Source organism: Varibaculum cambriense (assembly GCF_022133705.1).
Taxonomy (GTDB): domain Bacteria; phylum Actinomycetota; class Actinomycetes; order Actinomycetales; family Actinomycetaceae; genus Varibaculum; species Varibaculum cambriense_A.
Window position 1 is genome coordinate 13,115 of record NZ_JAKNHJ010000008.1, and the last position, 13,780, is coordinate 26,894.

Genomic DNA, 13,780 nt, shown 5'->3' on the forward strand with positions numbered 1-13,780 from the left:
GAGCGGGGTTTTCCGGTAAACTGCAAGTATAGACAGGATTTTGAGGCGCTATTGTTACCTCAGTAGACAATAACGCTCGCGGATCGGGCGACTCGTTAACTAGGGTCAAGGTTGACGCCATCGCCAGTAGTTTAGAGAGGAAAATAGATGACTATCCCGGTGCCCCTGTACAGATTACCGGAGGCTATGGCCTGTTTTAACTCGGCTTCATTGATTACCTTGCCTTACGGTGCCCACGTAAAAGTCCATACTGTAGATCCGATCTTAGAGGACGGGCGACTGAGAATCCGCAATGCTCGCGACTCGGCCTTACGTAACGGAGCTGCCAACCCAAATGTTACTTTGATTTGGCAAAGCCCCTATCCCCATGGCTGGAGCCTGGTAGTTGAGGGCCAGGCTTGGGCAAACGGTCCAGATTTGATGATCGAGTACGAGTCGGGGATTCTGCATCGTCCTCAGTACCATAACGATGGGCCGCAGTGGATGTGGCAAGACGGGGAGTGCCCCGTCCAGTAGGGTGCCCCGTAGGCAATGCCCGCCCCGGCACGGATCAAGCGGGAGACTATTTGGCTTCTACTGGCTGAAAAGACCGTAACCGCAGGCTGTTTCCCACCACGAAGGCCGACGAGCAAGCCATAGCGGCTCCCGCCAGCATGGGGTTAAGTAATCCCAAGGCTGCCAGCGGTATGGCGGCAACATTGTAAGCGAATGCCCAAAACAGATTCCCTTTAATGATTTTTAGGGTACGTCGCGAAAGCCGAATCGCATCTACCGCGGCTAAAAGATCCGGGCGCATCAAAGTAATATCAGCGGCTTCAATCGCCACATCGGTGCCGGAGCCCATCGCGATCCCCAGGTCTGCTTGCGTAAGGGCGGCCGCATCATTAACCCCATCACCAACCATGGCTACGGTGGCTCCCCGTCCCTGTTTGCGGAAAACTGCCACCACTTTATCCTGGGGTTTTACTTCTGCGATTACCTCTTCAATTCCAATTTGTTTACCTACTTGGCGCGCCACATTTTCGGTGTCTCCAGTCAGCAACACCGGGGTTAGCCCTAACTCTTTGAAGCGCGCGATTGCCGGAGCACTGGTTTCTTTTACCTGGTCGGCAATCCCTAGAAGTCCTTTCACCTGACCATCGAGGGATACCAGTACCATAGTTTCGCCGCGGCTAGTGTGTTCCGTGATTACGTCCTCGAAAGCGGAAGAAATTACGGCACCTTGCTCGCTAATAAACTTGCGGTTCCCCGCCAGTACCGCCTGCCCTGCAATAGTGCCGCGCACCCCGCCTCCGGGGTAGCTTTGGAAATCTGCTGGTACCTTATCGCTGGTGAGCTCGATTCCTTTAGCGGTTGCTGCCCGGGTAATCGCCCCGGCAATGGGATGCTCACTGCCGCTTTCCAGGGTAGCGGCCGCCTGCAATACCCCCAGATCATCGGGAGGAAAGATGCTTACCAGTTCCATATTTCCACTGGTAACAGTGCCGGTTTTATCGAGGATAACCGTGTCGACTTGCCGGGTAGATTCCAGTATCTCCGCGCCCTTAATTAAAATCCCCAGCGAAGCCCCGCGACCGGTTCCCACCAGCAGCGCGGTAGGCGTAGCCAGTCCTAGGGCGCAGGGGCAAGCAATAATTAACACCGCCACCGCGCAGGTAAAGGCAGTAACCGGGGTTCCAATTATTAACCAGATCAGCAAAGTAAGCAGCGAAATCGCCATCACTATCGGCACGAAAACTGCGGAAATCCGATCTGCCAGGCGTTGAATCGGGGCTTTACCGGCCTGCGCTTGTTCCACTAGACGAGTAATTTGAGCCAGTTGCGTTTTAGAGCCCACCCGCGTGGCGCGAACTACCAGGCGGCCATAGGTGTTGATGGTCGCGCCGGTAACCTGGTCACCTACTCCTACCTCTACCGGGACTGATTCCCCAGTTAGTAAGGAATTATCGACGGCGCTGACCCCGGAGACTACCACTCCATCGGTAGCGATTTTTTCGCCCGGAAGAGAAATAAATTCTTCACCCTCGCCAAGTTCTTTGATCGGGATCTTTACTTCCTGGCCGGCTCGCAGCGCGGTTACCTCTTTCACCCCCATTTCGGCGAGGGAACGCAGTGCATCCCCGGCACGTACTTTGGCGCGTTTCTCAAAATAGCGTCCGCCCAGAATAAAAACCGTTACCCCAGAACAAACTTCCAGATAGATGTGACTGGCGGCATCCCCGGGTCGGGCGAGCAGTTGGAAATCATGGGTCATGCCTACCTGGCCAGCATCCCCAAAGAACAGGGCATATAAAGACCAAATAAAAGCAGCTAAAGTACCCAAAGAAATCAGGGTATCCATAGTGGTGGTGGCGCGGCGGGCATTTACGAAGGCCGCGTGGTGGAAGGGGTAAGCTCCCCACAGCACCACCGGAATCGTCAACAGTAGGGACACCCATTGCCAATAGGGGAATTGCAGGGGCGGAATCATCGCCAAAGTGATGACCGGAACCGCCAGGAGGGCGCAAATAATCAGGCGCCGCCGCAGCCCGGCCAGTTCCTGCGAGCTGGTCTTCGGGTGTTCTTGCCCGTACTCGCGCCCAAAATCCCCGTCCGTAAATGCGCTATAACCGGCGTTTTCCACGGTTTTTATAAAATCTTTCGTGCCAAAATCACCACTTTGGGAAATAGTGGCTTTCTCAGTCGCATAGTTAACGGACGCGCTTACTCCCGGCATGTTATTGAGGGCTTTTTCAATATGCGCCGCACAGGCCGCGCAACTCATGCCCCCGATTGTCAGTTCGAGGTTCTGAGAATTATCGATACTACTAACCAACTGCTACCTCCTGCGCCCTATCCTAACTATTTGATAATCAGCTAGTAAGTGTTTTTTTCCAGGGCGAAAAGCAAACTGGCAGCACCTTCAGCGAGTGTGGGCTTTGAAAGAATCCCGGTAAGAGGGCGGGAAAACAGAATTAGCTAAGGAAACTAGCAGAGCCGCTAATCGGACTTGAACCGATGACCTACGCTTTACGAGAGCGTTGCTCTACCAACTGAGCTATAGCGGCAAAATGCCTTAGGCACCGTGTCAGTCTATCTAGCCTTCGCCCCGCTTTCCAAACTTTTCGACCAGGTAGAACGGTTATTTTCGCCACGCTATAGCCGGTGGCACAGCCGGGAGATGGAAATATGAGGTTACAGCTGGCGGATGGTTTGTTTAATCATGGAGATCATTCCGGCGCGCACCGATAGCGAATCCACTCCGGCCGCAACTAACTTGCCTGCCCAAGCCGGATCAGAAGCCATATCCCCGCATACGCAAACTTCAATGGGAGCGGCGGCGTCATGGCAGACTTGAGCGATCTGGCGAACCATTTCCACCACTGTTTCCCGCACTTCATCGGCTAGGTCGGCTACCTGAGAGTTTCCCCGATCCGCGGCGGCAACATATTGACACAGATCATTGGTGCCTATGGAGATAAAATCCACGGCCCCACAAAACTCTTCCATGCGCAAAGCAGCAGAGGGAGTTTCCACCATAATTCCCAGAGGCAAAGGTATTTGGGCTGGCCGCGCCGCTTCTTCGATCCCGTAAGTATCGGCGGTGATCTCTTCTAGGAGGGAACGTACCCAATCCACTTGATGCACGTGATTGACCATAGGAATCATCACTCGCAAAAGTTTACCTAGACCTTCGGATTCTAAAGTTTGGTTAGCGTCGAGAACTGCCCCCAATTGGTCGCGTAACAGATGCGGGAACTTACGTAGTAAGCGAACCCCTCTAACCCCTAAGAAAGGATTATTTTCCGGAGGCTGCTTGGCAAAAGGCAAGGGCTTATCTGCTCCAATATCCCACAGGCGAATCGTGGTTTGCCCCAGGTTACGCGCTAGCTCGGCGTACACTTCTGCCTGCTGCAGACGGGATGGAGCCCCCTGGTAGCCCGCAAATAGGGTTTCGGTTCGCACCAGACCGCAGCCTTCGGCACCTTTAACTGCGCCGGTAGGCCCGGAAACATTCACCTGGATAGGGATCTGTTTACCATTGGCGGTAATCGCCGGGTTCTCTAACTGCTCTAAAGCATTGGTGGCGGTAGCAACTCGCTCGCGGGCTAGTTCAATCCAATGAGCAAAGACCCTAGCCTTGGGGTTAACTTCTAAATGTTTTGTGCGTGGATCGAAAACAATAGTGTCCCCGTCATGAACCCCCCATTTCAGACCGGCATAAACGGGGATTCCCCGCGAGGCTGCCACAATCGCACCATGACCGGTAGTGCCGCCACTGCGGGTAACTACCCCTTCTATTTCTGGAGGCAAACTGGCGGCTAGCGGGGCATCAAGTTCTTCAACTACCAACACTGCCGGAGTGGAATGCTTCTTAATCAGTTCCTCTAGATTATCGAGCTCGCCACCGATCAACGCCTTTTTTAACAGGCGAGATACCGCAAGTAAATCGGTAGCCCGCTCCGCCAAATAAGGATCATCCAGCTTTTCCATCTTGGCAGCAGCAGCACTATAGGCATTGTCTACTGCGGCAAAAGCATTGGTGCCCCCCGCAATTTCATCGGCGATTTCAGCTCGCAGTTCGGGATCATCCACCAACGCGATCTGCATTTTTATAATCGAATCCGAACCCAAAGACCTCAGGTAGGCTCTAACGGCTTTGCGGGCTTCTTCTAACGCCTGCCCCTCATTGGGGCTGACCCGATAAAACTCGGCGTCCTCGTGTCCCTCCAGCACCAGCGCGTATCCGATAACAATCTGGTCGCCGTTACGCGCCGGGTCGGTAGGAGTAGGAACTTCCTTAGCAAGTTGAACGGCAATCGCGTTAACCGAACTGTCCGCTTTCTTCTCGGATCCGCCTGCAATCGCAGGAGGATCAGTTTGAGTCAAGGCTTGCCGGATAGCAGCAAAAACCTCTGTTGCCTGCGGATCTAGAGTACCTAGCTCTAAAGTCTCACCTTTGCCAATTCCTAAAGAACTCACCTGGGTGAGGGAAGCGGCGTTTACTATGCGGAAAGTCCCGGCTTTGCGAGCAAAAACCGGAATTTCTCTCGCTCCAATAGCACTGGCAAGGGCAGCGGCGGGACGGGCATGCATCCCGTGCGGATCAATAATTTCTAAAGCCAAGGTCGCGGCCTCGGGGGCGGAAAATGATTCCTCTCCCGAGGCCGCCTCGGCAGCATTGTCGGTAAACTCTCCCTCACCCTCGGGGAGAGGCTCCTCGGTGTCACTGAGCTGGTCGATCTTGCCCGCCAAGGCTGCTTTTGCCTGACTGGCTACCTCTTGCAAGCTAGCGCCCCCGGCGGCACTAACTACCGCCGCAACCAGTCCTTCCACCAGAGGGCCGGAAGATATTAGGCAACGATCAGCCAGTTCAGGGTCAAGGAACTCCAATGCCATTTGCGAACTGAGCAGCGCGGAGCCCAAATCTACCAAAATCAGCACCCCATCGGGGTTATCAGCAGCTGTAATAGCTTCACTGATTTGCTGAGCATCGGTACCTAACTCTACCTGCTCGCCATCGCTAATTCCCGCTGCCACCAACACTTTGGGGGCGCTGCCGGCGACGGTCATCTGCATCGCGAGCTCTTTAGCGGCAGTAGCTAAGGGCAGTGAATGAGACACCACTACCAGGGAGATCATGCCCACTCCTTATAACCGGTGCTATGCCAAAGCCGCCGCGGCAGCTTTGAACAGTAAAGCAGAGGAAGTCGCGCCGGGATCTTGAGTCCCCTGAGAGCGTTCCCCTAGATAAGAGGCGCGACCTTTCTTTGCGATCATCGGTTCGGTTTCACTGGCAGCCTTATCAGCGCGTTCGCTGGCGGCCTGCAGTGCGGCCTGCAGTCCTCCGGCGGCGGCCTCGTCAAAAGCATCCAGAGCCGGATACAGACAGTCAAGCATGGTTTTATCACCCAGGTTGGCTTTACCCCGTGCCTTTACCCCATCGGCACCGGCTCGCAACGCCTTCCCAATAGCGGCAGTATCCGCATCAGGGGTTAGCGCTGCCCCCATGCGCATGAAGAAAGTGCCGTACAGCGGCCCAGAAGCGCCCCCCACTTTAGAAACCAGGGTCATGCCGGCTTTCTTTAGCAGGGCGCCGGCATCAGCGAAACTGGTGGGATCGAGCTCTGCCACTGCGGTCATGCCGCGCGCCATATTGGCACCATGATCGGCATCCCCAATGCGTCTATCGAGATCAGTCAGGTAGTCGGCGTTCTCGACGATTAACTCTTTGTAGGCGGTGAGCCAGGCGAAAAAGTCTTGGGTTTCTGCCACTATTAGCACCCCCAACGCAAACCGGTAGTGTTCACGGGAGCATCCCAGAGTTTGAGGAGCTCGTCGCTGCCCTGGGTTAGAGTCAGGGAACAGCCCGCCATATCTAGGGAAGTAATGTAGTTACCTACCAGGCAACGAGCTACTTTAATCCCTTTAGCTTCTAGTATCCGGGCTACCTCGCCGTATGCTAGGTAGAGCTCAATCATCGGGGTGGCACCCATGCCGTTGAGCATCGCAAATACCGGTTCCCCACTAAAATCTAGGTCTGCCAAAATCGGTTCCACCAGTTCCGCAGCAAGCTCATCGGCAGTAACTAAGGGGCGGCGTTCACGTCCGGGCTCCCCGTGAATACCGATACCTACCTCAATCTCGTCCTCTCCGAGGTCGAAAGTGGGTTTACCAGCAGAGGGAACCGTACAAGAAGTGAGGGCAATCCCGTAGGAGCGGGAACGTTCATTTACTTCTTTGGCGATGCGTTCTACCTCGTCCAAACTGGCTTTAGCTTCCGCAGCGGCTCCAGCCAGTTTTTCTACGAAAACGGTGGCACCCACCCCGCGGCGCCCCGCAGTATAGAGCGAGTCTTGCACCGCTACGTCATCGTTGACCACTACCGAACGCACATCCACCCCGGTTTCGGCGTTTGCCATCTCTGCGGCCATCTCGAAATTCATCACATCGCCGGTATAGTTTTTGACGATATGGAGGACACCGGCACCCCCATCTACTTCACTGGTGGCGGCCATCATCTGGTCAGGTACTGGGGAAGTAAAGACCTCTCCGCAGCAGGCGGCATCCAGCATACCGGGGCCTACGAAACCGGAATGCAGCGGCTCATGTCCGCTGCCTCCGCCCGAAATCAAACCTACTTTGCCTTTAACGGCGCCGCGGCGAGTGTAAACTACTTTGTTTTCATGATCGATACGCAGGGTATCCAAGTGAGCTAGTTCTAAACCTTTTAACGAATCTGCGACTACATTGTCCGCAGAATTAATTATTTTTTTCATGCCCTCATTGTGTCACGTACCACTTCCGGGCGCTACCGTTTTTTAAAGCAACGCTAGAAGCTAGTTACTTACGCCCGTTACCGCGCTTTGAGAATAAGAAAAATGAAAGGAGGAAAAAATTAACGATGCTCCGGAGCTTTAAGGGGTATCAGCAATGCGAGCCCGGTTCCCAGCAGCAGGGTGATCCCTAAGACTCCGAAATGCTGGGAGCTAGCCCCTGCCGGCACGAAAAGTTTTCCAATCCACACAAACAGGGCAAACAAAGTGGGAGACATGAAAGAAACTGCCCTTCCAGTGGTGGCGTAAAGCCCAAAAAGTTCTCCTTCGCGCCCCTTAGGAATAATCCGCGCCAGGAAGGAACGTGAGGCTGACTGGACGGGACCGACGAAAATACACAGCAACAACCCAAAAGACCAGAAGATCTTGGCGCCACCGTTGTGGGCAAAAAAGAGGGTCAGCCCCAAGCAGGTCATACAGACAAGAGAAAAAACCATTACTTTTTTCGGACCAAAAAAGTCATCAGCGACCCCGCAGGCGATAGTGGCGATTCCCGCCACCACGTTAGCGACAATCGCGAAAATCATTACTTGCCCGCCGTCTAGACCGAAAACGGTAGAGGCCAGGATAGCTCCGTAGGTGAATACCCCGGCGAGGCCGTCTCGGAAAATTGCGGAGGCAATTAGGAAACGCAAAATTTCGGGGGCGGTTTTTGCTAGACGTTTAATGGTTTCCCACAGCTCGATATAGGCGGCTTTAACTCCTGCCAAACCCCCAATAGGTTCTTGGTCTTGCGAATCTACCCCTGCCATAGTCACGGGATGGAGTTTTCCATCCGCTCCTCGCCGCCGTCCTGGAAGCGCCACAATCACCGGAATCGTAAACACCGCAAACCAGATGGTAGCGAACACCATGGCGATCCGGATATTTAGGAATTTTTCACCGGTTACCCCGAACCAGCCCACTTCGGGGGAGATGAAACCAACATAGAGCACCCCCAGTAAAATAATGCCGCCCAGATATCCCATACCCCAACCGATACCGGATACTTTTCCCATGTTTTCTTTCGTGGAAACCCGCGACAACATGGCATTATAGTTCACGGAGGCGAACTCGAAAAAGATATTTCCAAAAGATAGCAGCCCCACCCCTAGCCACAGCGCCCCGGTTTTTCCGAGGGGAGAAGTGGGGTAGACCGCGAACATTAGCGCCATGCAGATGGTTACTAGGGTAGAAAACAGTGCCAACATCCGGGTGCCGCGCCCCTTATGGTCAGCACGCTGCCCGGAAACCGGTGCCACCAGAGCGATCACCAATCCGGCGAAAGCTAGCCCAATCGACAAATCAGTAGTAGCCCGATTGCCGGGGGCAAATAAATCTTCGGTAGTTAGGTACACGGTGAAAACAAAGGTGGTGGCCACCGCGTTGAAGGCCGCAGAGCCCCAATCCCACAACGACCAGGCTAAAATTTTACCTTTGGTGCGGTCATGGTTCTCGCCTGCCAGATGTTGCTGTTGATCACTGGTTTCAGCCATAAGTTCCTGCCCTTATTCTTGCTCGGGATTCTCCACCAGCCAGGTGGCTAGTTTTAGATCCAAGGGGTACGTGATTTTCAAAGCTCGCATTGATCCTGCCACAAAGTATTGCTGGTAACCGAGTTTAGCTGCAAGTAGAGCATCATCTAGAGCCCCGTCCTCGGAAATGCTTTCCTTTCGCGCCTGTTCGTGAGCCGCAAAAATCACATCCCCGGCAAAACCTTGGGGGGTTTGTACGCAGCGCAGTCGTGAACGATCGGGGGTAGCTCCTGAGGGAGTAATCTCTACCCCCGCCCGGCAAAATGATTCACCGGCGATTTCCCGTACGGTGTCAACCAAAGCGGTGGCGGGTACTACCGCCGGGCAGCCAGAGGCGACCGCTGAACAAACGCGTTGAAACTGCGCGCGAGGAGTGAGTGCCCGAGCCGCATCATGAATCAGGACGATAGCTTCCGGGTCTTTGGCGGGGACTATCCCCTCGCCAGTTTCGAAAGTTAATAGCCCTTGCAGACCCTGGTAGACGGAGATTTGCCGGTTTGTGCCTCCGGCTACAACTTTCCAAGGGTAGGACAGGGAGGCGGTACGGGCAATCGCGGTGAAAGCATCTAGGTGATCGCCGGGAGCTGTAATTACTACCCCGGCCAAGTCATCCAACGGTTCTAGGGAGCGCAGGGCATGATGCAATAAAGTGTGACCAGCCAATTTTACTAGCGCTTTTGGTCCGGGATTGCCGAGACGAGATCCGGAACCAGCGGCAGTCACGACGCAGTAAACGCTGCGCCCCATAACCAGTCCTTTTACCTCTATTTATCGTTAACCCGGTTGTATTCTACCTGGGCTTCTTCCATGATTTTATCGAGACGATCCGAGGCCGCCTCTTCGTCTTCGTTTTTCGCTAAAGCAAGTTCAGAAATTAGAATTGCCCGCGCTTTAGCCAGCATCCGTTTTTCACCGGCCGACAGTCCGCGTTCGTTATCGCGGAAGGTTAAATCCCGTACCACTTCGGAAACTTTTAAGATGTCTCCGGTGGCTATTTTTTCGCCATTAGCCTTATAGCGACGTGACCAGTTAGAGGGTTCTTCAATATGGGCCTCTTGCAGCACCGCGAGGACTTCTTTTAGGCCTTCTTCATCGACCACGTCGCGAACCCCAACCATATCCACATTTGCCGCCGGCACTTGGATAGTCATATCGCCATTGGTAACCCGCAGCATTAGGTAGGTGGTGTCTTCTCCCTTGAGTTTACGAGTAGTGATATTTTCGATCACCGCCGCGCCATGGTGGGGATAAACAACGGTCTGGCCGATTTCAAATGTCATAACTTATAGGCTCCCAAATACAATTTTTCCGGATCCTATTCTACCGTAAATCGGCTTTACCTGCTAAAGAGGGCGTGTAGGTCACATATTTTAAGGAGATGCTTCTTTTCCGCTGTTTTTGCAAGCTAGGAGGATGCAAAACCAAAACCTGACCCGCTTTTCTAGTATTCCGCCGTGAGCTGGCTTTTTCTTTAGGCGCAGCCAGTAATGCTAATGATTGCCGCCTCGGGTGGGCAAGCAAGACGCACCGGTGTGAATTTGGAGGTGCCTAGTCCTCGCGAAATATGTACCCAGGTTTTCCCGCCCGGCCTCCAATCAGAGATTCCGGCCTGCCTGGAAAGCTTGTTGAGGTTTGGGAGGGGGTAGGTTATCCCCTTGTGTACCCGAGGAGCCGGATTAGCTACCGTGCCTATATGCCATAAATGCATCCCGCCCGAGTAACTTAGCGGCAGATCCGTATTGTTTACTAGAGCCCCAAATCCCGGTAGACACACCTGACCTCCATGGGTATGTCCGGCCAGCACCAGGTCGGCTCGGCAAGCTACATATTGGTCGAGGACGCGCGCATAGGGGGCGTGGGTGAGGGCGAGCCGCAAATCTGCTTTCCCCCAGGTATCCGGGACCTGCACCGCCTGGTCACGTCCAATATGGGGATCGTCGGTACCCGTCAGCGCCACGGTTAGTTTTTTTGCGCTGTGTCCTTGCCGGGCAGGGGAAGTAAGAGTGCAGGTAGCTACCCGATTATTAAGATCGCTCCAGCCTCTAGCAGTTAAGAAGTCGCGAAAATCTTCGGTTGGCAGGTCGGGAACGGTACGTAACTTGGGTTTCTTGTTCGGGAAAAAATAGTGCAAGGGCACTTTGGGGATGCCTGAATAGTAATCGTTGGAACCAAATACAAACGCGCCCGGTAGCTTTAGCAAAGGGTTGAGGGCGCGGGAGAGCATCCTTAATCCGGAAGCATCCGCAAAATTGTCTCCGGTTAGCGCCACAAAATCTATATCCTGAAATTCCGCCAGTGAGGCCACCCAATCGGCAAGCCAGTTAGTTCCCGACCAAAGATGTAGGTCTGATAGGTGTAATATCCGCAGCTGCCAGCGCAAACTGGCTGATGAAATATTAGGCGAATTGCTAGCTGCTCTTCGGTTTTCCTCGTGTCTATCTATGCGGATAGCACAGTTAGGGGCAGAATCTTCCAAGACTAGGGACGCTACCTGCCCTGGGTTCGTCCTTAACTGGTAGCGGCGCAGGCGCGGTGATCGAGCCTCAAAAAATGGGTACGCTATCGCGCCTGCAGCTAAAGATAACCGGGTGTGGTGGCGCCTCAAAAGCTAATCTTCCTCATAATAAAAAGTTTGAGTGATCTGGGTGGTGGTAGCAGTAGGCGATTGCGAGGGCGAGGGCTCTTCGCTGGGTTGGGTGCGCTTAGGTCGCGCTCGGCCTTGGGAAATGGTTTTACCCTCTCCAATATTGGCGGCCGGGAAACTCGTGGCGGGCAGGTTTTGTACTGCTGCTGACATGTATTCCTTAAATGCCATGGCGGGAACAGTGTTACCCCAAACGATCCCATAGTAAGCACCGTTAATTCTTATTCTGGTCAGGTTGCGTGGCCCTCCCTGGGAGTAGCCGACCCAAACCGCGGTCGCCAGATTCGGGGTTGCCCCCACGGTCCAGGCAGCTTTCGGGCCGGTAGTGGTACCGGTTTTTGCCATTACTTGGCGGCCAATATTGACCCGGCCTCCATAACTATTAGCGGTAGATACCAGCACCTGAGCAGTTTTATTAGCCACGCTTTCTTCAACGGTACGTTTACAGTTTCCCGAAGGAACTTTGAAAGATTTACCGTCGGCATCCACCACTTTTTCCAGGGCAACCGGGGAGCAGAGCGTACCTCCTGAAGCAATAGTGCCAAACGCGTTTGCCATGTTTAGGGGGGTCACGGAACCGGCGCCAATAATAAAGGATGGACCTAAATCCTGTTTTAGATCAGGATCACCGCTGACTGCACCTAGATTCTCGCCCATCTTGTAGATATCACAAAGATCGAGGTTGGTAGCCATCCCGGCATAGGTGGTGTTTAAAGATTTTTGGGTACCTTCTAAAACCGAAGTGGCATAGTAATTACCTCCGGTAGCGTTCTTTAGCGGCCAGGGACCAGCATGTACCGGACAATTGCCAGATACTTTCCAATCGCGCGGAGAATAATCGGTGCGCCCTCCCACAACCGAATAGGCCGAGTAACCATTATCAAACCAGGTAGCCAAGGTTACCGGCTTATATGATGAGCCTGGCTGGAAGCCCGCGCCCCCACCGTGCGCCTTATCCACCCCGAATGAGCTCTGGGTTGCCCGCGGATGCTCCTTCGCGGGATTACCGTAAGGAGTGTTTTGGGCGATAGCTCGAATTTTTCCCGTTCCCGGTTCGATAGAAGTAATCGCGATGGACAGTCCGGAACCATCGGCCTCAGGGATTCGGTTAAAAGCGGTATCGGTTGCCGCATTTTGCATATTGGAATCCATAGTGGTGTAGATTTTCAGGCCGCCGCGTAGCAACAGGCGTCGCCGGTCATTAAGGGACTTGCCGAAAGCAGGATTATTGTAAATTTCGTTGACTGCATAAGCGCAAAAGAAGGAGGCCTTCCCCGCGGCTGCACATCCCTGTTGACCAGGAGAAACCTTCAATAATTCAGGAACCGGTACCGCTTTAGCCTCTTTATATTGATCGTAGGAGATCATTTGTTCGCGCAGCATCGCCTTTAAAACCTGGTCACGACGATTTTGGCTATAATCTGGGTGGACAGTGGGATCGTATTTTGCGGGGGACTGGGTAATGCCCGATAGCAGGGCACCTTCGCTAAGCGTCAGGTCTTTCGCGCTTTTCGAAAAATAGTATCGGCTGGCCGATTCTACCCCGTAAACCGAAGTTCCATAGGGGGCGATATTTAAGTACCCCTCTAAGATTTGGTCTTTAGATAGCTTTTTTTCGATAGCGAGGGCGTCCTTGGCTTCCCGCAGTTTACGGGAGATGCTCTGTTCGCGGGCTTTGCGAACCTCGTTCATATCACCGGCGCGCAGACCCTTGTCAATCAAGGTATTCTTTACCAATTGTTGAGTCAGGGTGGAAGCCCCCTGGGTATCCCTACCAGCTAAATTGTTAGCGATAGCGCGGGCAATACCCTCAAGGTCTACCCCGCGATGCTGATAAAAACGGTGATCCTCGATAGCCATGGTTCCTTTTTGAACCCAGGGGGACATGTCTTTGAGCTTGACCACGATACGGTTCTCGGCATAGAAACGGGCGATTGCCTTACCGTCGCGCGAGTAAATTACCGATTGCTGAGAAGGCTGAGTGGGTTTGAATTCGCTGGGTATTTCGGTGAGGGCGCTCATTCCGGCGCGAGCCGCTAGCCCCGTTACTCCCACGACAGGCAGGGATAGACCGGCTAGGAGCACTGCAGCCAGTGCGATTAAAGCCGCCAGTGCCGCTAGGGTGCGACGAAGCTGCTGACGGGGCAGATAACGAGCGGTGCCTTTATGCATATTCCTAGCCTACTTGGCTTCCGGCCTATTGGGCACCTTCGCCGGCAGTTGGAAGCAGATTGTGGGCAATAACTATCTATTATTTTAGGTAAAATTTTTCTCTGGTTTTCGTTTTGTGTTTTTAGCAAAATGTA

Annotated in this window: 10 protein-coding genes and 1 tRNA gene; 1 reads left to right on the forward strand and 10 read right to left on the reverse strand. The window is 53.7% G+C overall.

The window, feature by feature from the left end; all coding sequences use genetic code 11:
- The first annotated feature begins 147 nt into the window (after positions 1–147).
- Positions 148–516, forward strand: a complete 369-nt coding sequence (locus L0M99_RS05030) for a hypothetical protein (protein ID WP_024059995.1) — start codon at positions 148–150, stop codon at positions 514–516.
- 46 nt (positions 517–562) lie between these two features.
- Here the strand turns inward: L0M99_RS05030 and L0M99_RS05035 are convergent, their stop codons facing one another.
- The 10 genes from L0M99_RS05035 to L0M99_RS05080 form a co-directional block, all read right to left on the reverse strand.
- Entirely contained in the window at positions 563–2,815 is a 2,253-nt protein-coding gene (locus tag L0M99_RS05035) for a heavy metal translocating P-type ATPase (protein WP_278619989.1), read from the reverse strand.
- 159 nt (positions 2,816–2,974) lie between these two features.
- A tRNA-Thr gene (locus L0M99_RS05040) sits at positions 2,975–3,047 on the reverse strand.
- Positions 3,048–3,174: 127 nt separating this feature from the next.
- On the reverse strand, positions 3,175–5,622 hold the full coding sequence (dhaM, locus tag L0M99_RS05045) for a dihydroxyacetone kinase phosphoryl donor subunit DhaM (RefSeq protein WP_238127967.1): 2,448 nt from the start codon (positions 5,620–5,622) through the stop codon (positions 3,175–3,177).
- Positions 5,623–5,643: 21 nt separating this feature from the next.
- Positions 5,644–6,255: a dihydroxyacetone kinase subunit DhaL gene (gene dhaL / locus L0M99_RS05050; RefSeq protein WP_238127968.1), complete on the reverse strand. Its 612-nt coding sequence runs from the start codon at positions 6,253–6,255 to the stop codon at positions 5,644–5,646.
- A 2-nt stretch (positions 6,256–6,257) separates the two neighbouring features.
- Entirely contained in the window at positions 6,258–7,259 is a 1,002-nt protein-coding gene (gene dhaK / locus L0M99_RS05055) for a dihydroxyacetone kinase subunit DhaK (RefSeq protein WP_238127969.1), read from the reverse strand.
- Positions 7,260–7,378: 119 nt separating this feature from the next.
- Positions 7,379–8,791 (reverse strand): MFS transporter, encoded by a 1,413-nt coding sequence (locus L0M99_RS05060; protein ID WP_238127970.1) that lies wholly within the window; start codon positions 8,789–8,791, stop codon positions 7,379–7,381.
- Positions 8,792–8,803: 12 nt separating this feature from the next.
- Entirely contained in the window at positions 8,804–9,577 is a 774-nt protein-coding gene (locus tag L0M99_RS05065; RefSeq protein WP_238127971.1) for an IspD/TarI family cytidylyltransferase, read from the reverse strand.
- Between the two features lie 17 nt (positions 9,578–9,594).
- Entirely contained in the window at positions 9,595–10,110 is a 516-nt protein-coding gene (locus L0M99_RS05070; protein WP_238127972.1) for a CarD family transcriptional regulator, read from the reverse strand.
- Positions 10,111–10,301: 191 nt separating this feature from the next.
- On the reverse strand, positions 10,302–11,435 hold the full coding sequence (locus L0M99_RS05075) for a metallophosphoesterase (protein WP_337954205.1): 1,134 nt from the start codon (positions 11,433–11,435) through the stop codon (positions 10,302–10,304).
- A gap of 3 nt (positions 11,436–11,438) precedes the next feature.
- Complete coding sequence (locus L0M99_RS05080; RefSeq protein ID WP_238127973.1) at positions 11,439–13,646, reverse strand: transglycosylase domain-containing protein; 2,208 nt, start codon at positions 13,644–13,646, stop codon at positions 11,439–11,441.
- Between the last annotated feature and the right edge of the window lie 134 nt (positions 13,647–13,780).

Excerpts from the sequence above, each read along its gene's own strand:
- L0M99_RS05030 (WP_024059995.1), top strand. The coding sequence starts at position 148 with ATGACTATCCCGGTGCCCCTGTACAGATTACCGGAGGCTATGGCCTGT.
- dhaM (WP_238127967.1), bottom strand. The coding sequence starts at position 5,622 with ATGATCTCCCTGGTAGTGGTGTCTCATTCACTGCCCTTAGCTACTGCC.
- dhaK (WP_238127969.1), bottom strand. The coding sequence starts at position 7,259 with ATGAAAAAAATAATTAATTCTGCGGACAATGTAGTCGCAGATTCGTTA.
- L0M99_RS05060 (WP_238127970.1), bottom strand. The coding sequence starts at position 8,791 with ATGGCTGAAACCAGTGATCAACAGCAACATCTGGCAGGCGAGAACCAT.
- L0M99_RS05065 (WP_238127971.1), bottom strand. The coding sequence starts at position 9,577 with ATGGGGCGCAGCGTTTACTGCGTCGTGACTGCCGCTGGTTCCGGATCT.
- L0M99_RS05070 (WP_238127972.1), bottom strand. The coding sequence starts at position 10,110 with ATGACATTTGAAATCGGCCAGACCGTTGTTTATCCCCACCATGGCGCG.
- L0M99_RS05080 (WP_238127973.1), bottom strand. The coding sequence starts at position 13,646 with ATGCATAAAGGCACCGCTCGTTATCTGCCCCGTCAGCAGCTTCGTCGC.